Origin of the sequence: Pantoea sp. C8B4 (assembly GCF_051336905.1) — a bacterium.
GTDB classification, from domain to species: Bacteria; Pseudomonadota; Gammaproteobacteria; order Enterobacterales; family Enterobacteriaceae; genus Pantoea; species Pantoea rwandensis_B.
Window position 1 is genome coordinate 201,482 of the sequence record NZ_JBGMNK010000008.1, and the last position, 21,964, is coordinate 223,445.

Consider the following 21,964-nt stretch of genomic DNA (forward strand, 5'->3'; position numbering starts at 1 on the left):
GACAAATAAATAAACCGCTTAAATCCCGCGCAACATAAAGGTTTATCTATTCCTGTCATCGGTTTAAACAATCCGGCACAGCTGAAAACTGCTGCTATACTTATTCCCGTGCTTGATTAGGACAACCATCAATTAGAGGACAATAATGATGAGTACCGCAAAACTGGTTAAAACTAAATCGTCTGATCTCATTTACACCCGTAACGATGTTGCTGATAGCGATAAGAAAGCGACCATCGAGGTGCTCAACCGTCTGGTAGTGGAATACATTGACCTGTCACTGATCACCAAACAGGCGCACTGGAACATGCGTGGCGCCAATTTTATTGCAGTACACGAAATGTTAGATGGCTTCCGTACTGCCATTACCGATCATCAGGACACCATTGCAGAGCGTGTTGTACAGCTCGGCGGCGTAGCTCTGGGGACCACCCAGATCGTTAACGATAAGACGCCTTTGAAGAGCTATCCGCTCAACATTCATACCGTTCAGGATCACCTGAAGGCGCTGGCCGATCGTTACGCTATTGTCGCGAACGACACCCGTAAGGCCATCAGCGAAGTGAGTGATGAAGATAGCGCTGATATTTTCACGGCGGCATCGCGTGATTTGGATAAATTCCTGTGGTTTATCGAATCGAACATCGAGTAATGCATGTTACAGCGAAGGCGGGTTATCCCGCCTTTTTTTATATCTGTAACATTTTGGTGCTTTTTTTGACGTCGTTAACAAAATCTTAATCCTGCCTTTCCCTTGCTAAGCCCTTGGTGCACACTGTGCCTGCACCACAACAGCACGATGCACTATTTTGGTGAGCCATATTGGTGCAGACTTTTCGACTACAGCAAAATCGCTTCAGCCAGGCCCTGCATCCTGCTGATTTCGACCAAAATGAAAAGTTGGCATAATTTTTTCATATGAATAGCCGTACATCAGGCCATCAGGTCTGAAGGGTAATAAGGAAAATAATGATGAAGTCTTTGATTAAAGTCTCCGTGGCCGCGCTGGCGCTGGCCTTCTCGCTTTCTTCCACTGCAGCAGATAAGAAACTGGTCGTTGCGACCGACACCGCATTCGTTCCTTTTGAATTCAAACAGGGCAACGACTATGTTGGTTTCGATATCGACCTGTGGGCCGCTATCGCCAAAGAACTGAAGCTGGATTACACCCTGAAGCCAATGGATTTCAGCGGTATCATCCCAGCACTGCAAACCAAAAACGTTGACGTGGCTCTGGCCGGTATCACCATTACCGACGAGCGCAAAAAAGCCATCGACTTCTCTGACGGCTACTACAAAAGTGGTCTGTTGGTGATGGTGCGTGAGAACGAAAACAACATCAAAGGCATCGACGATCTGAACGGCAAAGTGGTTGCGGTGAAGAGCGGTACCGGTTCTGTTGATTACGCAAAAGCGCACATCAAGTCTAAAGATCTGCGTCAGTTCCCGAACATCGATAACGCTTACATGGAGTTGGGCACCAACCGTGCTGACGCCGTGCTGCACGACACGCCAAACATCCTGTACTTCATCCACACCGCCGGTAAAGGTCGCTTCAAAGCGGTTGGCGAGTCTATCGAAGCTCAGCAGTATGGCATCGCCCTGCCAAAAGGCAGTGATGAGCTGCGTAATCAGATTAATGGCGCGCTGAAAACCCTGCGCGACAACGGCACGTACAATACAATTTATAAAAAATGGTTCGGCAGCGAGCCAAAATAATTCCGGCTTAAGCCGATTTTTTCCAGCAGGGAGCTTCGTCTCCCTGCTTTTTACATTTCCATTGCAACAGATTTTGGAGTTACACCATGGAGTTTGACTGGAGCGTCATTTGGCCAGCCCTGCCGATTTTGATCGAAGGCGCCAAAATGACCCTGATAATTTCCGTTCTCGGCTTAATTGGCGGGTTAATCATTGGTTTAGTCGCCGGCTTCGCACGCGCGTACGGTGGATGGATCGCCAATAACATCGCGCTGGTGTTCATCGAGCTGATTCGCGGTACGCCAATCGTGGTGCAGGTAATGTTTATTTACTTCGCCTTGCCGATGGCCTTCCCGGACCTGCGTATCGATCCGTTTACCGCTGCCGTGGTCACCATCATGATTAACTCCGGTGCCTATATCGCGGAAATCACGCGTGGTGCCGTGCTGTCGATCAACAAAGGCTTCCGTGAAGCAGGTCTGGCGCTGGGTCTTTCCCGCCGTGAAACCCTGCGTTACGTCATCATGCCGCTGGCACTGCGTCGTATGCTGCCACCGCTCGGTAACCAGTGGATCGTGAGTATCAAAGATACCTCGCTGTTTATCGTGATCGGCGTGGCGGAACTGACCCGTCAGGGTCAGGAAATCATCGCCGGAAACTTCCGCGCGCTGGAGATCTGGAGTGCCGTTGCGATTATCTATCTGGTTATTACGTTGGTGTTGAGCTTTGTACTGCGCCGTATTGAGAAGAAGGTGAAAATCCTGTGATTGAATTTAAAAACGTCTCTAAAAACTTCGGCCAGACCAAAGTCCTGCACGACATTAACCTGAAGATCAATCAGGGTGAAGTGGTGGTGATTATCGGGCCATCTGGCTCAGGTAAATCGACCCTGCTGCGCTGCATCAACAAGCTTGAAGAGATCACTACCGGTGACCTGATTGTTGATGGCATGAAAGTTAACGATCCTAAAGTCGATGAGCGTCTGATTCGCCAGGAAGCCGGTATGGTGTTCCAGCAGTTCCATCTGTTCCCACAGATGAGTGCGCTGGACAACGTGGCTTTCGGCCCAATTCGTGTGCGCGGTGCGAAGAAGGACGACGCACAGAAACTGGCACGTGAACTGTTAGGTAAAGTGGGCCTCGCCGAGCGTGCGCACCACTTCCCAGCTGAACTGTCTGGTGGTCAGCAGCAGCGTGTCGCCATCGCCCGTGCACTGGCGGTGAAGCCGAAAATGATGCTGTTTGATGAGCCAACCTCTGCACTCGATCCAGAACTGCGCCATGAAGTGCTCAAGGTGATGCAGGATCTGGCTGAAGAAGGCATGACGATGGTGATTGTGACGCACGAAGTGGGCTTCGCTCAGAAAGTGGCTTCGCGTCTGATCTTCATTGATAAAGGCACCATCGCTGAAGATGGCAATCCGGATGAGTTGATCACCAACCCACCGAGCGATCGTCTGCGTGAGTTCCTGCAGCACGTATCATAAATGACGAGGCGGCTGTAAAGCCGCCTCTTCTTCCGTAAAGAATTTTCCTTTCAGAATCTTCACCTTCCATCACTGACTATACTTTTTCTCTTGTGCCGTTGCGCGTTGCTCAAGGAGAAGGTCATGTCGTTTGCCCGCCCATCATGGTGCCTTACCATATGGATGCTGCTCTGTCTGTTCCTCGTTCCCACCGCAAACGCGGTCAATCTGCCGCAGGCCGCCGTCGCCGCTCAACAAACGTCAACGCCCGCTGCCAACACCACCGCTGAAGCAGAGCCAACGCTGGAAGATAAAAAAGCCGCTTATGCCGCGCTGGCGAATATTCTGGAGAATAACGATTCGCGTCAGGAATTGATCGATCAGCTGCGTCAGGCCGCCACCAGTAAAGCCAACAATGAACAACCCGTCCTGGCACCACCGCAGGCTGAGCAGGAAGATCCCACGGTGCTGGAGAGCGTCACCAACGTCACACGCGAATACGGGGGCGCCGTCGCCTCGCAGTTTGTCCGTTTGCACGACAACATCGTTAACGCGCCGCACAAATCCTTTAATCAGCAAACCTTCTTCAATGCACTCAAATATTTCGCCGGGCTCGCCGCTGCCGTTTTTGCTTTTTACTGGTTCACGCGGCTGTTGATGTATCCCGTGTGGCAGCGCATGGGCCGCTGGGGGCGCAATCATAATCTGGAGCGTACCAAGTGGCTGCATCTTCCTGCCACCATCGTCGTCGCCTTTCTGCTCGACTTAGTGCTCCTGGCGCTGACGCTGTTTGTGGGTCAAATCATCAGTGATAACTACCACAACAACAACCGCACCATTGCCTATCAGCAGGGGCTATTCCTCAATGCCTTCGCGTTGATTGAGTTTTTCAAAGCGGTGTTGCGATTAATATTCTGCCCACGCTTCCCCACGCTGCGCTTCTTTCATCTTTCCGATGTGCGTGCCGCTTACTGGAATACGCGTCTCAGTTGGCTCAGCGGCATCATCGGTTATGGCTTGCTGGTGGTGGTGCCGATTGTCGGCAATCAGGTCAATATGCAAATCGCTGCATTGGTGAATGTGCTGATCATGTGCATTATGACCGGCTGGGCGCTGTGGCTGATTTTCCGCAATCGACGCAACATCCACGATGAATTATCGCGTTTGGCCGATCGCAGTATGAGCTTCTTTGCCTTGTTTATCCGCGCCTTCGGCATGGTGTGGCATTGGCTGGCGAGCGCCTACTTTATCGCGCTGTTCCTGTTCTCGATCTTCAATCCGGGTGACAGCCTGAAGTTTATGATGTCGGCCACGGTGCGCAGCATGGCGATTATTGTTATCGCTGCACTGGTTTCTGGCATGCTGACGCGCTGGATTGGCAAAACGCTGACGCTGTCGCCGGATTTGCGTCGCAACTATCCTGAGCTGCAGAAACGCGTCAATGACTGGGTGAAAGCACTGCTGAAACTGGCGCGCGTGATCACCGTGTTCGCCACGCTATTGCTGCTGCTTAATGCCTGGAATCTGTTTGATCTCTGGCACTGGCTCACGCTGGGAGCCGGGCAGAAAATGGTGGATGTGCTGATTCGTATCGTGATGATTTTACTGCTTTCCGCCATCGGCTGGACACTGCTGGCTAGCCTGATCGAAAGCCGTCTGGCTTCGGATTCACACGGAAGGCCGATGCCCAGCGCACGTACGCGCACCTTACTGACGCTATTCCGTAACGCGCTGGCGGTGGTGATCAGCACCATCACCATTATGATTCTGCTGTCAGAAGTGGGCGTTAACATCGCCCCGCTGCTGGCGGGTGCCGGTGCGCTGGGGCTGGCAGTGTCATTCGGTTCGCAAACGCTGGTGAAGGATATTATCACCGGTATCTTTATTCAGTTTGAGAATGGCATGAATACCGGCGATCTGGTGACCATTGGCCCAATTACCGGCACGGTGGAGCGCATGTCGATTCGTTCCGTCGGCGTGCGTCAGGATACCGGTGCCTATCACATCATTCCCTGGTCTTCGATTACCACTTTCGCCAACTTTGTGCGCGGTATTGGCTCGTTTGTCGCCAACTATGATGTAGACCGCAGTGAAGACACCGAGCGCGTGAATGCGACCTTGCAGGCCGCGGTGAAAGCGTTGCTGGAGAATCCGGATATTCGCGGCATGGTGATTGGCGAACCGAGTTTTTCCGGGCTGGTAGGCTTGACCAATCAATCCTTTACCGTGCGCGTCTCATTCACCACCCAACCGCTGAAGCAGTGGACAGTGCGTTTTGCGCTGGATGATAAGGTGAAGAAGCATTTTGATGCCGCAGGGATTAGAACGCCGCATCAGACGGTGGAAGTGATGCAGACGGGTAACGACGTGGCTTCGGCGGCTACGCTGGCAGCACTGCCGCCGCCCAATCCATCGTAGCATCACACAGGGACGGCACCTGGTTGTCAGATTCCGCGTCTGCATGACGGGGCCGGAACTCGCACCTGCCGTCTAACCGGTGCCGATGGCGATCGCTAAATTCAGCGCGAGAACTGAAGTGGGACATTACCAGGGCTCATTTCAATGTGGACTGCAAACACAAGGCGGTACGGCTTAGCGCAAGTGATCAAATGGGCGGGCCAGAACCCGCCTCCATGTTTTACACCCAGAGAAATACGGCCTCCGCGCCCGTTGAATCAGCGCACGAGGCGTTTAGTGCGCGCAGCGGGCGGCAGGAAAGTCCAGGCGATAAAGCGGCTCTGTTTCTGCCCCTGTGCCATCTCAATGATTCGCACTTCCTCAACATCGAGATCGCGCAACTGATCGCGCAGCGCAGGCAGGTTCTCTTTGCGCGAAACCAGTGAGGTAAACCAGACAATACGATCCGCGTAAGCCACACTCTCGTCGATCATCTTACCCACGAACTGACGTTCTCCGCCCTCGCACCACAGTTCCTTGTGCTGACCACCAAAGTTGAGCGGTGCATTTTTACCTAAGCCCAGATTACGCGTTTTACGCTGACCCACCATCGCCGCTTCCTGTGCCGACGCATGGAACGGTGGGTTACACAGCACCGCATGGTAGCGCTCATTTTTGTGCACCACACCGGCGAAAATGGCGGAATCGTCTTTCTGACGACGCAGGCGCACACCGCGTTGTAAGCCGGGATTGCTGGCGACAATCTGGTTAGCAGCGGTAATTGCTTCAGCCGTGATATCCGTACCGGTGAAACGCCAACCGTATTCCGCGTGTCCGATTAACGGATAGATGAGGTTGGCACCGCAACCGATATCCATAATATCGACATCGCGTGGCACTATGCCGCCGTTGTCACTGGCCAGCAAATCAGCCAGCGCATGCACATAGTCAGCACGACCTGGTACGGGGGGTGTCAGGTAGCCTTCCGGTAACTGCCAGTTCAGGTTATAAAACAGTTTGATCAGCGCCTGATTGAGCAGCATCACCGCTGCGGGATCGGCAAAATCTACCGACAGCTCGCCGTAGCCATTTGGACGCACTTTCACCGCCAGCGGCGGATGGGCGGCGGTCAGAGCAGCAAAATCATAACGGCCCTGATGGCGATTACGGGGATGGAATGGCGAGGTGGCGGTTGGCTTGTTCATAGATTCTCCGGAAAGTAGCGCGGGCGTAAGATACGCTGGATGGCGGCATCGCACAATCCGCTTACACGATTATCTGTATTGCATTTAAACCTAATATCCCCAAATTGAGTCCCAAATAATTCGTGCTACCACCAGACGGGCATTAAAGTCATCCCTTTCCCGATAACCGTGATTGGGATGCCATGATACCGTTGTGGTGCGAAGTTTATCAGACAAGCCAGGAGCGCTAATGCGACAACGTTACACTTATCAGCCACGAAGCGGGCATGGTTTACCACACGATCCGCTGAACGCTATTGTTGGTCCCCGCCCCATCGGCTGGGTGAGTTCGCTGAGCGCCAGTGGCCAGCGCAACCTGGCACCCTACAGTTTCTTCAACTGTTTTAACTATCATCCCCCCATCATCGGTTTTGCCAGCAGCGGCTGGAAAGACAGCGTACGCAATATCAGTGAGAGCAAAGAGTTTGTCTGGAATCTGGCCACTCGTCCGCTCGCCGAAGCGATGAATGAAAGCTCTGCTTCAGTACCGCCTGAACAAGATGAGTTCGCACTCGCAGGATTGACACCAATCGCTGCCTCGCACGTCAACGTCAGCATGGTGGCAGAGAGCCCGGTTAATTTTGAGTGCCGCCTGACCCAGCTGATTCGTCTGCAGGATGTGCAAGGCACTGAACTGGAGAGTTGGCTGGTGTTGGGTGAAGTGGTGGCGATCCATATTGATGAGACGCTGCTGGAAGATGGCATCTACCAGACCGCAAAGGCGCAACCTATTCTGCGAGCCGGTGGCCCATCGGCGTATTACGGCATCAGCGAGGATTTGCGGTTTGATTTGGTGCGCCCGGATGCGCGTCGGGGGTAAATTTTGTGGGTTGCCGGTTACGGTTGGACTAATGATTTAAAAGCAGTTTGAAACACAGGTTTGGATTGCAGGCTGAAATGCGGGTTGGCTTACAACCGAGTTAACGCTGGCTGGGGGCGCAAGGGGGCTGGCGTCCTCGCGCCGCTGACGCGGTGCCCTCACTTCGTTCTTCTGCCTCACGGAACGGCGGGGGATGGCACATCCCTGTGCCGCCCCGCCTTTCGCCCGCGTCCTGCGGGCTATCCTGGCAGAATCACTCTGCTCGGCGCTGCGGATTGCCTGCCCCCTTGCGCCCCCAGCCAGCTCATAAACTTTCGTGCGTTTTGTTTAAAGGCACTCTCATTTCCATGAATTTCAGTGCGTTTTTGTTTAAAGACACTTCCCTTCCCATAAGCTTCAGTGCGTTTTGTCATCAGGCGTATTTCTGTTCATAAACTTGAATTTGTGATGCTAATAAGAGCATCAGCCGACTCATAAACTTCAGCCGATAAGAACTCACATCGGCTCACAAGCCAGCTCATAAACTTCAATACGCGTTGTTAAAACAGCATAAGTGTTAGTGGCCGTAGCACCTTCGATGCTGCAAGGGCTATCCGCAGCGCTGAGGCTTTTACGTTGGGCCAGGAGATCCACGCAGGGATGCGTGGATCAGTTCGGGGCCGACCAGGGATGGTCGATCCCCGAACGGTCCGTCGGCACGACGTGGAAGCCGAGGGCACCGCGTCAGCGGCGCGAGGACTGCCCGGCGGCAGCAGAGATGCTGCGGCCCGCCCCCACACGCACCCAGCAGTTCAGCAGTTCAGCAGTTAAGCAGTTAAGCAGTTAAGCATCGCTTAAGAACACTCAGCCCACACCGTTCTTCATCACCTCAACCGCCCGGGCAATTTCCGGTGCCAGCCAGCGGTCTTCCTGCCAGTTCGCCACCACTGCCCGCAAACGGCGCAACGCCTGTTTCGTACCTTCCGCCAACTCCGCCTCGCCATGAAAATCCAGCGCCTGCGCTGCCAGCAAATACTCAATCGCCAGAATCTGCCATACGTTCCCTACCAGCTTCAGCAACTTAAGCGCGGCCCCGGTACCCAGGCTAAGATGATCCTCCTGCAAACCCGAGGTCACGTAATTATCCAGCACCGCCGGTTGCGCCAGCTGGCGGTTCTCCGCGCACAACGATGCCGCCACATACTGGGCAATCATCATGCCGGAATTCACGCCCGGCTGCGCCACCAGAAACGCCGGTAAACCACTGACCAGCGGATTCACTAAACGATCCAGGCGCCGCTCAGCAATACTGCCAACCTCCGCCATGGCAATGGCCAACACATCAGCCGCCATCGCCACCGATTCACCATGCGGATTGGCCTGCGACACCACACGCCAATTATCCACGGTACCCAATACCAAAGGATTATCGGTACAGGCATTCAACTCGGTATTCACCTGTCGCGCGGCGTGATCAAACTGATCGCGGCTGGCACCGTGCACTTGCGGCATCGAGCGTAAACTCAACGCATCCTGCGTGCGCACGCCCACGCTTTTTGCCAGCAGCGGGCTGTCGCTCAGCAACTGACGCAAACGCAGGCCACTCACCTGCATGCCAGGACTGGCTTTCAGCGCAATCACTTCTGCATCAAATGCCACTAACTGGCCACGCAGCGCCTCAAAACTCATCGCGCCGGTCACGTCAGCCCAATCCAACAGCCGCGCCGCATCATCCAGTGCCAGGCAAGACAAACCGGTCATGCACGGCGTACCGTTCACCAGGCTCAACCCCTCTTTGGCACCGGGTCGATAAGGTGTTAACCCGGCCTGCGTCAGCGCTTGCCCGGCAGGCACGATCTGTTGCTGATACTCAACATCGCCCACGCCAATCAGCGCGAGCCCAATATGCGCCATATGGCTGAGGTAACCCACAGAACCTTGCGACGGCACCTGCGGCGTAATCTGATGATTCAGCAGCGCCAGCAAATGCTGCACCAGCGCCACCGACACGCCCGATTTACCGTGGCTGTAGTTCGCAATCGCCGCACACAGGATGGCGCGCACCTGTTCGCGCGCCAGCAGTGGGCCCACGCCACAAGCGTGACTCAACAGCGTATTGCGCGACAGCTGGCTCAGTTGTTCCTCCGGCAAAGTGATATTGCACAGCGCACCCAACCCGGTATTGATGCCATAAGCGATATGACCGCTGGCCACAATCTGCTCGACGATCTCACGCCCCTGAGCAATACGCTGCCAGGCACTGGCGCTTAACGTCAGTTCGGCATTGTGCCGCGCCACCTGCACCACATCCTGCCAGGACAGCGTTTCATCGCCCCACACTAACGTCATGCTGGTTGCTCCGTGTGATGGCTCTGATGGCTGGAGATAAACTGCTTAAAGCGCTGCGAGCCCTGTGCGCCAAACATCTCTTCCGGCGTCCCCTGACAATCAATGGTCCCCTGATGCATAAACACCACGCGGTTGGAAACGTTACGCGCAAAGCCCATTTCGTGGGTCACCACCAGCATGGTGCGCCCCTCTTCTGCCAGGCTGCGCATCACTTTCAATACTTCGCCCACCAACTCCGGATCGAGCGCCGAAGTTGGCTCATCAAACAGCATCACTTCCGGATCCATCGCCAGTGCACGGGCAATCGCCACTCGCTGCTGCTGGCCGCCGGAAAGCTGCGCCGGGTAGAAATCTTTGCGATTCAACAGGCCAACGCGATCCAGCAACTGCTCCGCCTGGGCAATGCAGCTTTTCTTATCGCGCTTCAGAACATAGTGCGGCCCTTCAATCACGTTTTGTAGCACCGTCATATGCGACCACAGGTTAAAACTCTGGAACACCATGCCCAGACGCGAGCGCAAACGCTCAATCTGTTTTGGGTTGGCCGCCAGCTGATGGCCACGCGCATGGCGCTTCATCTCAATCGTTTCACCACCGACGCTCACCACGCCAGCATCCGGCGTTTCCAGCAGATTGATGCAGCGCAATAAGGTACTTTTACCCGAGCCGCTGGCACCGAGAATCGAGATGACATCGCCTTGGTGCGCCTGCAGCGAAATGCCTTTCAGTACTTCCATCGCGCCAAAGGATTTATGAATATCGGTGGCGCTTAAGGTTACGGGGGACGTGGATTGCATATCACTCTCCGGCAAGCGGTTTAACGACGGGTAACGGCTTTTTTTCAACGCGATGCACCGGGGTTAAACGGCGTTCTAACAACGCGTAAAGCTGGACGATAATGAAGTTCAGGATCAGATAAATGGCGGCGGCGCAGATAAACACTTCCATGGTGCGATAGGTACGCTGAATGATCTGCTGCGCCACACCAGTGACATCCCATACGGTGACCAGACTGGCCAGCGCCGTGGACTTCACCAGCAAAATCGCTTCGGTGGAATAAGCCGGCAGAGCATAACGCAGCATGATGGGCGCGATGATACGACGCAGTAGCAGCCAGCGCGACATGCCGCAGGCCAGCCCGGCTTCAGCCTGGCCGGGCGGCACCGCCAGCAAAGCACCACGTAAGATCTCCGCAGTATAAGCCGCCGTACACAGCGACAGTGCCAGCACGGCGCAGGTAAACGGCTCGCGCAGGAATGGCCAGACAAAGCTATGGCGGATCACCCCAAACTGGCCCAATCCGTAATAGATCAAGAACAGTTGAATCAGCAGCGGTGAGCCGCGAAACACCAGAATGTAGCCGCGCGCAAAGCCGCTCAGCACCCGCCAGCGACTCATGCGCAGTGACAGAATCCCGATGGCGAGAATGCCACCACAGAGAAATGCACTGATAAACAGCCCCAGCGTTACCGGCAACGCTGCGCTTAGCTTGAGGAAAGTGTCAGTCAGAAAGGCGAAGTCAATCATACTGCTGCTCCTTAGTGCTGTGCCGCAGTGCGACTTTGCCATGCGCGTCCGAGGCGGGATTCTGCCCGACGGAATGCATGATTAGACAGCAGCGTCAGCACCAGATAGCAGCCACCGCCAATCAGATAGAAAGTGAAGTAATCGCGCGTGGATCCCGCCGCCACCTGGCTGGCACGCATCAGCTCAACGATGCCTGTCACCGACACCAGCGCCGAATCTTTCAGGCTCATCTGCCAGACATTCGACATGCCCGGCAGCGCATAGCGCACAATCTGCGGCAGCAAAATGCGCTGTGCGATGCGCCAGCGCGGCATGCCAATCGCCACCGCGGCTTCCACTTCGCCTTTGGCCAGTGCCAGACGTGCCGCACGATACACTTCACCTTGATAGGATCCCGAGATGAGCCCGATTGCCAGTGCACCAATAAGGAACGGTGGCGCTTCGATAAAGCCATCCGCACCGAACATCTGCCCAACGAGGGTAATCAGGCCCGATCCGCCAAAATAGAACAGGTAGATCACCAGCAGTTCCGGGATGCCGCGAAACACCGTGGAATAGGCTTCACCCAACCAGCGAACCCAGCGCTGTGGCGACAGTTTCGCTGCCGCCACGCCAGAACCGACCACTGCGCCAATCATCAGCGCCGCCAGCGACAACAGCAGCGTGGTGAAGGCAGCCCCCAAAATCAGGCGGCCCCAGCCATCAGCACCAAAACTCAGCAGGCTCATCATCTTTCACCTCACTTACGGGGTTACGTCAGTTTTAAACCACTTCTCACTTAGCTTTTTCACGGTGCCATCGGCCAGTGCGCCTTTAATGGCCTCGTCGAGTTTGGCCTTCAGATCGTTGTCAGCCATGCGCACGCCCATCGCCTCGCCCTCACCCCAGATCGGGCCACCCAACTGCGGGCCACTGAAGGTCAGGTTGCTGTTCTCTTTGCGCGCCAGCATCGATTGGGCGAAGGTCACATCGTCGAATACCGCATCAATACGCCCCGCCTGAAGATCGAGAATCGCATCTGCTGAGGAAGTGTATTCACGCACGTCGGCGACATCTTTGAAGTACTTATCAATAAATGGCGTGTAAACCGTGCCGGACGCGATGCCAATGGTTTTGCCTTTTAACGCAGCTTTCAGAGGGGCAATCGCCGTATTGATCTCCTTCTCATCATCATGCAGCTTGATGATGTTGTGATCGGCAGGCATCAGCGGGCTGTCTTTGGTGGTGATAAAGGTGGCCGGCGTGGACGCGTAAGGCACGGTGAAATTGACCACTTTTTTGCGGTCCGGCGTAATGACAATCGCATCCATGATCACGTCATATTTGCCAGCATTCAGTCCGGCGATCATGCCATCCCAGTTTTGCACCACCAGCTTGCACTGGATGCCCATGCGCTTACACAGGTCTTCCATCAGTTCAGGTTCAAAGCCACCTAACTTGCCGCCCGGCAGCGTCAGGTTCCAGGGTTCATAACTGCCTTCGGTAGCGATGGTGATCGATTTCCACTCTTTCGCCTGCACAGCCATCCCGCTGATCATCAGGCTGGCAAACAGGGTCGTGAGGCAAAAACGGCGAATCGGGGCGCGGTGCGTCATGCGGCTTCTCCTGGTCATTAATCGAATTGGCTGTCTCTGTTGGCTGATACAGCGCAGATGACATTTCATGTATATACAAGTTAGCTTGCGGCAGATCATTGTCGGCATAAGCTTTTTGTGAGCCAGCCAGAATAAAAAGTGATAATTACCACGTGGTCTTTACTTGTACATACAACCTAGCAAGCGGTGTGCCAGATCGGCAGAAGCGATGGAATCAGGGAATGGTCACGGTGTGGACGTATAGGTGCACATTTTTGGGGCGCGATTGCACTGTTATGGGGATGTCAGGGTTTAAATGGAAGTGAGATGGGTATGGCGCGTGGCATGAGTTTGCACTTCAACACCCATCAAAAACTGCCACCTTTCAAAGGTGGCAGCCTGATGCAATTTAGCCCTGGCAAGCATGACGTCTTGCCATACCACTCAGGCGATTAACGCGGCTTTCCGGCCTGTAAAAACGCCTGCATCATTGGTTTTAACACTTTCTGCAGCTGCGCGGCACGATCCTGCTGCCAGGCAAACGGCGGGGTTTCATCCATATAATTCAGCTGCGCCAGTTCGAGCTGTACGGCCTGTACGCCCTGCTGCGGCTGACCGTAGGCACGCGTGATATAGCCGCCTTTGAAACGTCCGTTGACGACCCAGCTGTAATCGCTTTGCGCGGCACAGACATCCTTGATCGCTTCGATCACCGCGCCAGAGCAACTCTCACCGCTGTTGGTGCCAATATTGATATCCGGCAACTGACCATCAAACAAGCGCGGAATCACTGAGGCAATGGAGTGGGCGTCAAACAGCAGCGCATAACCGTGTTCCGCTTTCAGTCGCGCCAGCTCTTGCTGGATCTGCTGATGATACGGCTGCCAGATATTATCGAGATAACCCTGACGCGCGGCGGCACTGGGCGTTTTCCCCTCGGCGAAGGTCGGCGTACCATCAAATAACGTCTCTGGGTACAGCCCTGTCGTCGCGGTGGTATACAGCGGCTGATTATCCGCCGGACGATTCAGGTCGATGACAAAACGGGAGTAATGGCCAATCAGCAGGCTGGCCCCCAGATCACGCACAAAATCGTACAGCAGCGGAATGTGCCAGTCGGTATCCGGCAGGCCGCGTGCCGCGTCGCTTAATCCGGCGTCCACTTCAGGCGTTAACTGAGTACCCGCATGCGGGATACTGACCAGCAGCGGCAGCTTACCGGCGGTGAAATGAAAAGGTGTCATTGCGCTTCTCCACGATAGATAACCTGGCACGGCAACTCGCCGCCCAACCAGTAAACCAGTTCTGCCGGACGCGCCAGCGGCCAGTGTACAAAGTTCGCCACCTTGCCGACCTCCAGCGAACCGTGCGAATGCTGTAATCCCAGCGCTTTCGCCCCCCACAGGGTCACACCCGCCAGCGCTTCTTCCGGCGTCATCCCAAATAGCGTGCAGCCCATATTGAGCATCAGACGCAGCGACAACGCCGGGGAAGTACCGGGATTGGCATCGCTGGCCAGCGCCATTGGCACGCCGTGTTTGCGGAACAGATCCACCGGCGGGCGTTGCGTCTCGCGCAGCAGATAGAACGCGCCCGGCAGCAACACCGCAACGGTGCCGTTTTGCGCCATCGCTTGCGCATCGGCTTCGGTGGCGTATTCGAGATGATCGGCTGACAAGGCGCCGTATTCAGCCGCCAGCGTGGCGCCGCCCAGCGCAGAAAGCTGCTCGGCGTGCAATTTAACCGGCATCCCCAGCGCTTTGGCTTTATCAAACACCGCGCTGACCTGCTCAGGGGAGAAGGCCAGATGTTCGCAGAAGGCATCGACCGCATCCGCCAGACCTTCCGCCTTCACCTGCGGTAGCAAGCGATTACAGATGATATCGATCCAGCCCTGTGGATTTTCCTTAAATTCCGGTGGGAAACCGTGCGCGGCCAGACAGGTCGCCAGCACATCGGCGGGGACTGTTTCTGCCAGCTCGCGGATGGCGCGCAGCATGGTCAGCTCGCTGGTTTCATCGAGGCCATAACCCGATTTAATCTCCACTGTAGTGACGCCTTCTGCCAGCAATCGATCCAGACGCCAGCGCGCGCTTGCCACCAACTCCTGCTGCGATGCCGCGCGCGTAGCACGCACCGTGGAGAGAATACCACCGCCCTGCGCCGCAATCTCAGCATAGCTGACGCCGTTCAGACGTTGCTCAAACTCCTGGCTACGGTCGCCGCCAAACACCAGATGCGTATGGCAATCGACCAGACCCGGCGTGATGATGCCACCGTCAAATTGCTGCTGCGAACGCGGAGCAAAATTTGGCAGTTCGCTGCGCGGCCCTACCCAAATCAGCTCACCGTTATCCACCGCCAGCGCACCGTCGGCAATCAGGTTATAGTGCCCGTCTCGCATGGTGACGATATCGGCCCCCAGCCACAGGCTGTCGATCTGCTTCGCTTCTGCCATCCCACTCCCCTTCACGTCTGACGATTTACAGTGCGTCTCAAAGTATGTATATGTATATACAACTTTCCGCCCTTAAGGATCAACCATGGCCGTTTTTTTTGCCCCACGCGCGCTGCTGGCCGACGGCTGGCATGAAGACGTATTGATTACCACTGACGCATCCGGACAGATCGCTTCACTCACCCCCAGCAGCACGCCAGGCAGCGCCACTCGCCTTGCTGGCCCGGTTATTCCTGCCATCGCCAACCTGCACTCACACGCCTTCCAGCGTGCCATGGCCGGGCTGGCAGAAGTGGCAGGCGATCCGCAGGACAGTTTCTGGACGTGGCGCGATCTGATGTATCGCATGGTGCAGCGCCTGTCGCCGGAGCAGGTCGGCGATATCGCCACCCATCTCTACATCGACATGCTAAAAGGCGGCTACAGCCAGGTGGCGGAATTCCACTACTTGCATCACGATGCGCAGGGCAAACCCTATGCCGATGACGCGATGCTGCTCAACCTGATGGCCGCCGCCGAGACCGCTGGCATTGGTCAGACGTTGCTGCCGGTGCTTTACAGCTACAGCGGATTTGGATCGCAACCCGCCAGCGATGGCCAGCGCCGTTTCATCCAGCAGACCGATGCTTATCTGCAACAACAGCAACGCGCAGCGCAATGGAGCGCCAATAAACCGCTGCTTAATCATGGCATCTGTTTCCACTCGCTGCGCGCGGTAAATGAAACCCAGATGCGTGAAGTGCTGGCCGCCAGCGCTGCTGATGTGCCGGTGCATATCCATGTGGCGGAGCAGGAAAAAGAGGTGAATGACAGTCTGGCGTGGAGCGGTGAACGTCCAGTGGCCTGGCTCTACAATCGCTTCGAGGTGGATCAGCGCTGGTGCCTGATTCATGCCACCCATCTGGACGACAGCGAAATCCAACGCATGGCCGCCAGCGGTGCGATTGCCGGTCTCTGTCCGACCACCGAAGCCAATCTTGGCGACGGCATCTTCCCGGCGGTGGAATACATCGCACGCCGTGGGCGCTGGGGCATTGGCTCGGACAGCCATGTGTCGCTCAGTGCGCTGGAAGAACTGCGCTGGCTGGAGTACGGTCAGCGCCTGCGCGATCGCCGTCGCAATCGTATCACCCTGCCCCACCAGCCTTCTGTGGGCGATCTGCTGTGGCAGCAGGCGGCACAAGGCGGTGCGCAAGCGTGCGCGATCAACACAGGTGAACTGGCCGTGGGTAAACGCGCCGACTGGCTGGTGCTGGAAAACGATGCCTTCCTGGGCAGCGTGAGTTCAGCGTCACTTCTTAACCGCTGGCTGTTTGGCGGTAGCCAAAGCCAGATCCGCGATGTGTTTGTCGCCGGTAATCAGGTCATCAGCGAGGGCCATCATCAGGCAGAAGAAGCTGCTGCTGCACGCTTTGCCGAGGCGATGAGGGCGCTGCAATGAGAACACGCTTTGACTACAGCCAGTTGTCCGTGAGCCGCTGGCGCAACGGCGGCGGCGAAACACGTGAAATCGTCAGCTTTCCACCCGGTGAGGCAGAGTTTGGCTGGCGCGCCAGTATTGCCACCATCGATGCCGACGGACCTTTCTCGCCGTTCCCCGGTATCGATCGCGTGATTACGCTGCTGAATGGCGACAGCGTGGTACTTCGCAGTGATAGCGTCGAGCACGCGTTGTTGCCGCATCAGCCGTGGGCATTTCCCGGTGAATGGTCGATCGACGCGCAGATCAGTGGCAGCTGTCAGGATTTCAATATCATGACCCGCCGTGACAGTTGGCAGGCTCAGGTGGAAGTTGTGCAACACGCTGTTGCCAGCGAACACGGTGTCGCGTGGGTGCTATCGGGTGAATGGCAGAGTGCGGACGGCGAAAGCGTCACGGTTAATCAGGGGATGTGGTGGCTGGATGAAGAGACGCAGCTGGCACCGCGAACCTCGGATGCCAGCCTGCTGTTTGTGGCGCTTAGCCGTGTCCTCTGAAACGACCCAGTAACTTATAGCGCGAGCCTGGATAGAGCAGGCGCGCGTAAGTCACAATCTTGTTGTCGCTCCAGGTCTGACGACGAATCAGCAAGCAAGGCTCATGCTCATCCAGCGCCAGATGTTTACGCTGGCGCAGATCGGGCAGGACCGCTTCCACAATATGTTCACCGGCAGTCAGCGGCGCCACGCGCATCAAATAGGTGTACGGCGTCAGTTGATGATAATCCTGACTGAGGTAATCCGGCGCCACCAGCGGGTTAACCAGACGATCTTCCAGTTGCACCGGCATATCGTTTTCGTAATGCACAATCAACGAATGATACAGCGTCTGTCCGGTGGACAAGCCCAACACAGCGGCTTGTTCTGGATCGGCCTTCATCTGCCCAATCGACAAAATTTTGCAGCTGTGGCGATGACCGCGCTGAGCAATCTCATCGGCGATGTTATGCACTTCCAGCATCGCGGTGTAGCCCTTCATCTCCGCGACAAAGGTGCCGACGCCTTGCATGCGCACCAAAAAACCTTCGCTGGTGAGTTCACGCAGCGCACGGTTAATGGTCATGCGGCTCACGCCCAGTTCGTTAACCAGCTCACTTTCGGACGGTACGCGCTGATTCGCTTTCCAGTGACCTTCACGGATCTGGCTGACGATCGCCTGTTTCACGCGCTGATAAATCGGTGCTGGCTCATCGCCCATCGCTGCGGCCAGCTGCGCTATTGCCGTTTGCTCCGCCATATCCTGTTCCTTTTCCGAATAATGCCCAAAGTTTACTGTCTCAGCACGTAAATGTATATACATCCAATTGTGCAGACAGCGCGTCAACAGTGCAGCGTTCTCCCTGTTTCGGTGCAATGCCACTGCGGCTGAATGACACATTCCGCATTGCGGCGCATTTCACAGAATCCAATCAATCTGGCACAGCCCTTGCTACTTGTATAGACAAGATTAGACACTTATGCTTCACTCAGCTCATTCAATGGTGCTACCCCTTGCCAGATCGTCAACTCAGGGCGTGCAGGTAGCACCCGATCACTTGTATAGACAGGAGTAGACTATGTCAGGTTCGGTTCAGGAAATTCGCCTCGTTCCCGGTGAAGTGGACCTCGCGACCTTGCGGGCGATTTATCAAAGCAAGGTGACGCTCACGTTAGCGGATGACGCCCGTGCGGCCATCGATCGCGCGAATGAAACCGTCGATGCCATCGTGGCATCAGGCAAAGTGGTGTACGGCATCAATACCGGCTTCGGCAAACTGGCCCAGACACAGATTCCTTCTGAACGTCTGGCAGAGTTGCAGCGCAATCTGGTGCTGTCGCACAGCGTGGGGTTGGGTAACTTACTGCCCGATAACGTTACGCGCTTAGTGGTCGCCACCAAAATCATCAGCCTGGCACGCGGTCACTCCGGCGTGCGTATCCAGTTAATTGAAGCCCTGCTGGCGCTGTTTAATGCCGGTGTCATGCCGTGTATCCCGGAAAAAGGTTCGGTAGGTGCATCGGGCGATTTGGCCCCGCTGGCCCATCTGTCTTTGATGTTGCTGGGCGAAGGCCAGGTGCGCGTCGACGGAGAACTGATTCCTGCTACGGAAGGGCTGGCACGCGTTGGCCTGCAGCCGATTGTGCTGGGACCGAAAGAAGGTTTGGCTTTGCTGAATGGCACTCAGGTCTCTAACGCGCTGGCACTGCGCGGCTTGTTTGAAGCCGAAAACCTGTTTGCCGCAGGCCTGATGGCGGGTGCATTGTCGCTGGAAGCGATCAAAGGCTCAGTAAAACCTTTCGATGCGCGTATTCATCAGGCGCGTGGTCAGCACGGGCAAATCGCGGTGGCCGCTGCGGTTTCTTCCTTATTGGAAGGCAGTGAAATCCTCAGTTCACATACGAATTGTGGTCGCGTGCAGGATCCCTACTCAATTCGCTGCGTACCGCAGGTCATGGGCGCGTGCTTAGACAATCTCAGCCATGCGTCGCGCGTACTGCAAATTGAAGCCAATGCGGCCTCCGATAATCCGCTGGTGTTCAGTGAAAGTGGTGATGTGATTTCAGGCGGTAACTTCCACGCTGAACCGGTGGCGTTTGCCGCCGATATTATCGCGCTGGCGATTGCCGAAATTGGAGCGATTTCCGAGCGCCGTATGGCACTGTTGCTGGATACCGGTCTCTCTGGCCTGCCGCCATTCCTGGTGCGCGATGGTGGAGTGAACTCTGGCTTTATGATTGCTCAGGTCACCGCTGCCGCACTGGCTTCTGAAAACAAATCGCTGGCGCATCCGGGCAGTGTAGATAGCCTGCCGACTTCTGCTAACCAGGAAGATCACGTATCGATGGCCACCTACGCCGCGCGTCGCCTCGGTGATATGTGTTTCAACACCGCTGCCGTGGTCGGCATTGAAGCCATGGCTGCGGCACAGGGCATCGACTTCCACCGCCCATTGCAAAGCTCGACTGCACTGGAACAAGAGATAGGGCGCATCCGCGAACACGTCGCCTTCCTCGATCAAGACCGTTTAATGGCGCCGGATATTGAATCCATGCGCCTGTGGGCCAGCCGTCACGCCTGGCCTGAATCCCTTACTGCGCTGCTGCCAAGCCAGCGTTCACCTTCCCTTTAAGGAATTGATGATGAGCGAAACTTTATCTCAGGCTATTGCCCGCGAAATCCGTGCGCCGCGCGGTAATGAACTGCATTGTGCGAACTGGTTGATTGAAGCGGCTTACCGCATGATCCAGAACAACCTCGATCCTGATGTGGCTGAGCGCCCGGAAGATCTGGTGGTATACGGCGGTATCGGTAAAGCGGCACGCAACTGGGAGTGCTTTGAGCAGATTCTGCGTTCACTGCGTGCGTTACAGCCCGAAGAAACCTTGCTGATCCAGTCAGGCAAACCGGTGGGTGTGTTCCGTACCCATGCCGATGCACCACGCGTCTTGCTGGCTAACTCCAACCTGGTGCCGCACTGGGCTAACTGGGATCATTTCCACGAACTGGATAAAGCTGGCCTGATGATGTACGGCCAGATGACCGCCGGTTCCTGGATCTACATTGGTGCGCAAGGCATCGTGCAGGGCACCTTTGAAACCTTCGCCGAAGCGGGTCGCCAGCATTATGACAGCGATTTGAGCGGCCGCTGGATCCTGACAGCAGGCCTGGGCGGCATGGGCGGCGCGCAACCGCTGGCTGGCGTACTGGCCGGTGCCAGCGTGTTAGCCATTGAGTGCCAGGAATCACGTATCGATTTCCGTCTGCGCACCCGTTACGTCGACCACAAAGCTTATACCTTAGACGAAGCACTGGATCTGATTGAGAAAGCCACCAAAGCTAAACAGGCGATTTCTGTTGGTCTGCTGGGCAACGCCGCCGAAATCGTGCCGGAGTTGGTGAAGCGTGCCAAAGCGGGCGGCATGAAACCGGATATCGTCACCGATCAGACTTCCGCACACGATCCAATCAATGGCTATCTGCCAGTGGGTTGGGATCTGGATCGCTGGCAGGCCGAGCGCGTCAGCAATCCTAAAGCTGTTGAGAAAGCGGCACGTGCGTCGATGGCGGTGCATGTGCAGGCGATGCTCGACTTCCATCATATGGGCGTGCCGACCGTGGATTACGGTAACAACATTCGTCAGGTGGCGCTGGATGAAGGGGTGAAAAACGCCTTTGATTTCCCAGGCTTCGTGCCCGCCTATATTCGCCCACTGTTCTGTGAAGGCAAAGGTCCCTTCCGCTGGGTGGCGCTGTCAGGCGATCCGGAAGACATCTACAAAACTGACGCCAAGCTGAAAGAGCTGTTCCCGGAGCACAAGAACCTGCATCGCTGGCTCGACATGGCGCAGGAACGTATTGCCTTCCAGGGGCTACCAGCGCGCATCTGCTGGTTGGGTCTGGGCGAGCGCCATAAAGCCGCGCTGGCATTCAACGAAATGGTGCGCAACGGTGAGCTGAAAGCGCCTATCGTCATCGGCCGTGACCACCTCGACTGTGGTTCCGTGGCGTCACCCAACCGTGAAACCGAAGCGATGAAAGACGGTTCGGATGCGGTATCTGACTGGCCGCTGCTGAATGCCCTGCTGAACACCGCAGGCGGCGCGACCTGGGTGAGCCTGCATCACGGTGGCGGCGTTGGCATGGGCTTCTCCCAGCACTCCGGCGTGGTGATTGTCTGCGACGGCACCGCCGAAGCGGATGCGCGTCTCGGCCGCGTGCTGTGGAACGATCCGGCGACGGGCGTGATGCGTCACGCGGACGCGGGCTATGAACTGGCGCAGAGCTGCGCGAAAGAGCATGGCTTGAATCTGCCGATGCAGAAGTAATTTGTCGTGATAACTGAAGTCGCCCTTCACCGGGCGGCTTTTTTCTTTCCTTTTAGTTCAGCCGCCAAACTTTCTCGCTACTCGCTACTCTCTACTCTCTACTCTCTACTCTCTACTCTCTACTCTCTACTCTCTACTCTCTACTCTCTACTCTCTACTCTCTACTCT

Annotated in this window: 20 protein-coding genes; 11 read left to right on the top strand and 9 right to left on the bottom strand. The window is 56.0% G+C overall.

The window, feature by feature from the left end; all coding sequences use genetic code 11:
* Positions 1-148: 148 nt before the first annotated feature.
* From dps to ybiO, 5 genes are all read left to right on the top strand, one after another.
* Positions 149-652, top strand: a complete 504-nt coding sequence (dps, locus tag ACCW76_RS12480; RefSeq protein ID WP_436338686.1) for a DNA starvation/stationary phase protection protein Dps — start codon at positions 149-151, stop codon at positions 650-652.
* A gap of 320 nt (positions 653-972) precedes the next feature.
* Complete coding sequence (gene glnH, locus ACCW76_RS12485; RefSeq protein ID WP_034820906.1) at positions 973-1,719, top strand: glutamine ABC transporter substrate-binding protein GlnH; 747 nt, start codon at positions 973-975, stop codon at positions 1,717-1,719.
* Between the two features lie 86 nt (positions 1,720-1,805).
* The gene (gene glnP / locus ACCW76_RS12490; protein WP_038647949.1) at positions 1,806-2,465 is read left to right on the top strand and encodes a glutamine ABC transporter permease GlnP; all 660 of its coding nucleotides are present in this window, start codon (positions 1,806-1,808) and stop codon (positions 2,463-2,465) included.
* Positions 2,462-3,184: a glutamine ABC transporter ATP-binding protein GlnQ gene (glnQ, locus tag ACCW76_RS12495; protein WP_038647952.1), complete on the top strand. Its 723-nt coding sequence runs from the start codon at positions 2,462-2,464 to the stop codon at positions 3,182-3,184. The genes glnP and glnQ overlap by 4 nt, the downstream gene beginning before the upstream one ends.
* Before the next feature lie 162 nt (positions 3,185-3,346).
* Positions 3,347-5,581, top strand: coding sequence for a mechanosensitive channel protein (gene ybiO / locus ACCW76_RS12500; RefSeq protein WP_436338687.1), 2,235 nt, complete (start codon positions 3,347-3,349; stop codon positions 5,579-5,581).
* 257 nt (positions 5,582-5,838) lie between these two features.
* On the opposite strand, the gene rlmF is transcribed toward ybiO, so the two are convergent.
* On the bottom strand, positions 5,839-6,765 hold the full coding sequence (gene rlmF, locus ACCW76_RS12505) for a 23S rRNA (adenine(1618)-N(6))-methyltransferase RlmF (RefSeq protein WP_436338676.1): 927 nt from the start codon (positions 6,763-6,765) through the stop codon (positions 5,839-5,841).
* Positions 6,766-6,994: 229 nt separating this feature from the next.
* Here rlmF and ACCW76_RS12510 point away from each other — a divergent pair, with 229 nt between their 5' ends.
* On the top strand, positions 6,995-7,624 hold the full coding sequence (locus tag ACCW76_RS12510) for a flavin reductase family protein (protein ID WP_038647961.1): 630 nt from the start codon (positions 6,995-6,997) through the stop codon (positions 7,622-7,624).
* Positions 7,625-8,467: 843 nt separating this feature from the next.
* Here ACCW76_RS12510 and ACCW76_RS12515 read toward each other — a convergent pair.
* The 5 genes from ACCW76_RS12515 to ACCW76_RS12535 are packed head-to-tail and all read right to left on the bottom strand — an operon-like array spanning position 8,468 to position 13,074.
* Positions 8,468-9,952 (bottom strand): HAL/PAL/TAL family ammonia-lyase, encoded by a 1,485-nt coding sequence (locus tag ACCW76_RS12515; protein WP_436338677.1) that lies wholly within the window; start codon positions 9,950-9,952, stop codon positions 8,468-8,470.
* On the bottom strand, positions 9,949-10,749 hold the full coding sequence (locus tag ACCW76_RS12520; protein ID WP_034820922.1) for an ABC transporter ATP-binding protein: 801 nt from the start codon (positions 10,747-10,749) through the stop codon (positions 9,949-9,951). The genes ACCW76_RS12515 and ACCW76_RS12520 overlap by 4 nt, the downstream gene beginning before the upstream one ends.
* A 1-nt stretch (position 10,750) precedes the next feature.
* Positions 10,751-11,479 carry an ABC transporter permease gene (locus ACCW76_RS12525; protein ID WP_436338678.1) on the bottom strand — a complete coding sequence of 243 codons (729 nt, stop codon included), beginning with the start codon at positions 11,477-11,479 and terminating at the stop codon, positions 10,751-10,753.
* Between the two features lie 11 nt (positions 11,480-11,490).
* The gene (locus ACCW76_RS12530; protein WP_034820926.1) at positions 11,491-12,210 is read right to left on the bottom strand and encodes an ABC transporter permease; all 720 of its coding nucleotides are present in this window, start codon (positions 12,208-12,210) and stop codon (positions 11,491-11,493) included.
* Between the two features lie 12 nt (positions 12,211-12,222).
* Positions 12,223-13,074 carry a transporter substrate-binding domain-containing protein gene (locus ACCW76_RS12535; protein WP_038647969.1) on the bottom strand — a complete coding sequence of 284 codons (852 nt, stop codon included), beginning with the start codon at positions 13,072-13,074 and terminating at the stop codon, positions 12,223-12,225.
* A gap of 306 nt (positions 13,075-13,380) precedes the next feature.
* On the opposite strand from ACCW76_RS12535, the gene ACCW76_RS12540 reads away from it, so the two are divergent.
* Positions 13,381-13,509: a hypothetical protein gene (locus ACCW76_RS12540; RefSeq protein ID WP_436338679.1), complete on the top strand. Its 129-nt coding sequence runs from the start codon at positions 13,381-13,383 to the stop codon at positions 13,507-13,509.
* On the opposite strand, the gene hutG is transcribed toward ACCW76_RS12540, so the two are convergent.
* Both hutG and hutI read right to left on the bottom strand, forming a co-directional pair.
* Positions 13,506-14,297: an N-formylglutamate deformylase gene (hutG, locus tag ACCW76_RS12545; RefSeq protein WP_436338680.1), complete on the bottom strand. Its 792-nt coding sequence runs from the start codon at positions 14,295-14,297 to the stop codon at positions 13,506-13,508. The two genes, ACCW76_RS12540 and hutG, sit on opposite strands and share 4 nt — an antisense overlap.
* Positions 14,294-15,511 carry an imidazolonepropionase gene (gene hutI, locus ACCW76_RS12550; protein ID WP_436338681.1) on the bottom strand — a complete coding sequence of 406 codons (1,218 nt, stop codon included), beginning with the start codon at positions 15,509-15,511 and terminating at the stop codon, positions 14,294-14,296. The genes hutG and hutI overlap by 4 nt, the downstream gene beginning before the upstream one ends.
* 85 nt (positions 15,512-15,596) lie before the next feature.
* Here hutI and ACCW76_RS12555 point away from each other — a divergent pair, with 85 nt between their 5' ends.
* Both ACCW76_RS12555 and ACCW76_RS12560 read left to right on the top strand, forming a co-directional pair.
* The gene (locus ACCW76_RS12555; protein ID WP_436338682.1) at positions 15,597-16,952 is read left to right on the top strand and encodes a formimidoylglutamate deiminase; all 1,356 of its coding nucleotides are present in this window, start codon (positions 15,597-15,599) and stop codon (positions 16,950-16,952) included.
* The gene (locus tag ACCW76_RS12560) at positions 16,949-17,488 is read left to right on the top strand and encodes a HutD/Ves family protein (protein WP_436338683.1); all 540 of its coding nucleotides are present in this window, start codon (positions 16,949-16,951) and stop codon (positions 17,486-17,488) included. Before ACCW76_RS12555 ends, ACCW76_RS12560 begins: the two co-directional genes overlap by 4 nt.
* Here ACCW76_RS12560 and hutC read toward each other — a convergent pair.
* Positions 17,472-18,227 carry a histidine utilization repressor gene (gene hutC, locus ACCW76_RS12565; protein WP_034820947.1) on the bottom strand — a complete coding sequence of 252 codons (756 nt, stop codon included), beginning with the start codon at positions 18,225-18,227 and terminating at the stop codon, positions 17,472-17,474. The two genes, ACCW76_RS12560 and hutC, sit on opposite strands and share 17 nt — an antisense overlap.
* Positions 18,228-18,546: 319 nt before the next feature.
* On the opposite strand from hutC, the gene hutH reads away from it, so the two are divergent.
* Both hutH and hutU read left to right on the top strand, forming a co-directional pair.
* Positions 18,547-20,100, top strand: a complete 1,554-nt coding sequence (gene hutH / locus ACCW76_RS12570; RefSeq protein ID WP_045816944.1) for a histidine ammonia-lyase — start codon at positions 18,547-18,549, stop codon at positions 20,098-20,100.
* 10 nt (positions 20,101-20,110) lie between these two features.
* Positions 20,111-21,796 carry a urocanate hydratase gene (hutU, locus tag ACCW76_RS12575; protein ID WP_436338688.1) on the top strand — a complete coding sequence of 562 codons (1,686 nt, stop codon included), beginning with the start codon at positions 20,111-20,113 and terminating at the stop codon, positions 21,794-21,796.
* The last annotated feature ends 168 nt before the right edge of the window (positions 21,797-21,964 follow it).

Bases quoted from the DNA above. Each gene is read 5' to 3' on its own strand.
- dps (WP_436338686.1), top strand. From the start codon at position 149: ATGAGTACCGCAAAACTGGTTAAAACTAAATCGTCTGATCTCATTTAC.
- glnH (WP_034820906.1), top strand. From the start codon at position 973: ATGAAGTCTTTGATTAAAGTCTCCGTGGCCGCGCTGGCGCTGGCCTTC.
- glnP (WP_038647949.1), top strand. From the start codon at position 1,806: ATGGAGTTTGACTGGAGCGTCATTTGGCCAGCCCTGCCGATTTTGATC.
- ybiO (WP_436338687.1), top strand. From the start codon at position 3,347: ATGCTGCTCTGTCTGTTCCTCGTTCCCACCGCAAACGCGGTCAATCTG.
- rlmF (WP_436338676.1), bottom strand. From the start codon at position 6,765: ATGAACAAGCCAACCGCCACCTCGCCATTCCATCCCCGTAATCGCCAT.
- ACCW76_RS12510 (WP_038647961.1), top strand. From the start codon at position 6,995: ATGCGACAACGTTACACTTATCAGCCACGAAGCGGGCATGGTTTACCA.
- ACCW76_RS12515 (WP_436338677.1), bottom strand. From the start codon at position 9,952: ATGACGTTAGTGTGGGGCGATGAAACGCTGTCCTGGCAGGATGTGGTG.
- ACCW76_RS12520 (WP_034820922.1), bottom strand. From the start codon at position 10,749: ATGCAATCCACGTCCCCCGTAACCTTAAGCGCCACCGATATTCATAAA.
- ACCW76_RS12525 (WP_436338678.1), bottom strand. From the start codon at position 11,479: ATGATTGACTTCGCCTTTCTGACTGACACTTTCCTCAAGCTAAGCGCA.
- ACCW76_RS12530 (WP_034820926.1), bottom strand. From the start codon at position 12,210: ATGATGAGCCTGCTGAGTTTTGGTGCTGATGGCTGGGGCCGCCTGATT.
- ACCW76_RS12535 (WP_038647969.1), bottom strand. From the start codon at position 13,074: ATGACGCACCGCGCCCCGATTCGCCGTTTTTGCCTCACGACCCTGTTT.
- ACCW76_RS12540 (WP_436338679.1), top strand. From the start codon at position 13,381: ATGGGTATGGCGCGTGGCATGAGTTTGCACTTCAACACCCATCAAAAA.
- hutG (WP_436338680.1), bottom strand. From the start codon at position 14,297: ATGACACCTTTTCATTTCACCGCCGGTAAGCTGCCGCTGCTGGTCAGT.
- hutI (WP_436338681.1), bottom strand. From the start codon at position 15,511: ATGGCAGAAGCGAAGCAGATCGACAGCCTGTGGCTGGGGGCCGATATC.
- ACCW76_RS12555 (WP_436338682.1), top strand. From the start codon at position 15,597: ATGGCCGTTTTTTTTGCCCCACGCGCGCTGCTGGCCGACGGCTGGCAT.
- ACCW76_RS12560 (WP_436338683.1), top strand. From the start codon at position 16,949: ATGAGAACACGCTTTGACTACAGCCAGTTGTCCGTGAGCCGCTGGCGC.
- hutC (WP_034820947.1), bottom strand. From the start codon at position 18,227: ATGGCGGAGCAAACGGCAATAGCGCAGCTGGCCGCAGCGATGGGCGAT.
- hutH (WP_045816944.1), top strand. From the start codon at position 18,547: ATGTCAGGTTCGGTTCAGGAAATTCGCCTCGTTCCCGGTGAAGTGGAC.
- hutU (WP_436338688.1), top strand. From the start codon at position 20,111: ATGAGCGAAACTTTATCTCAGGCTATTGCCCGCGAAATCCGTGCGCCG.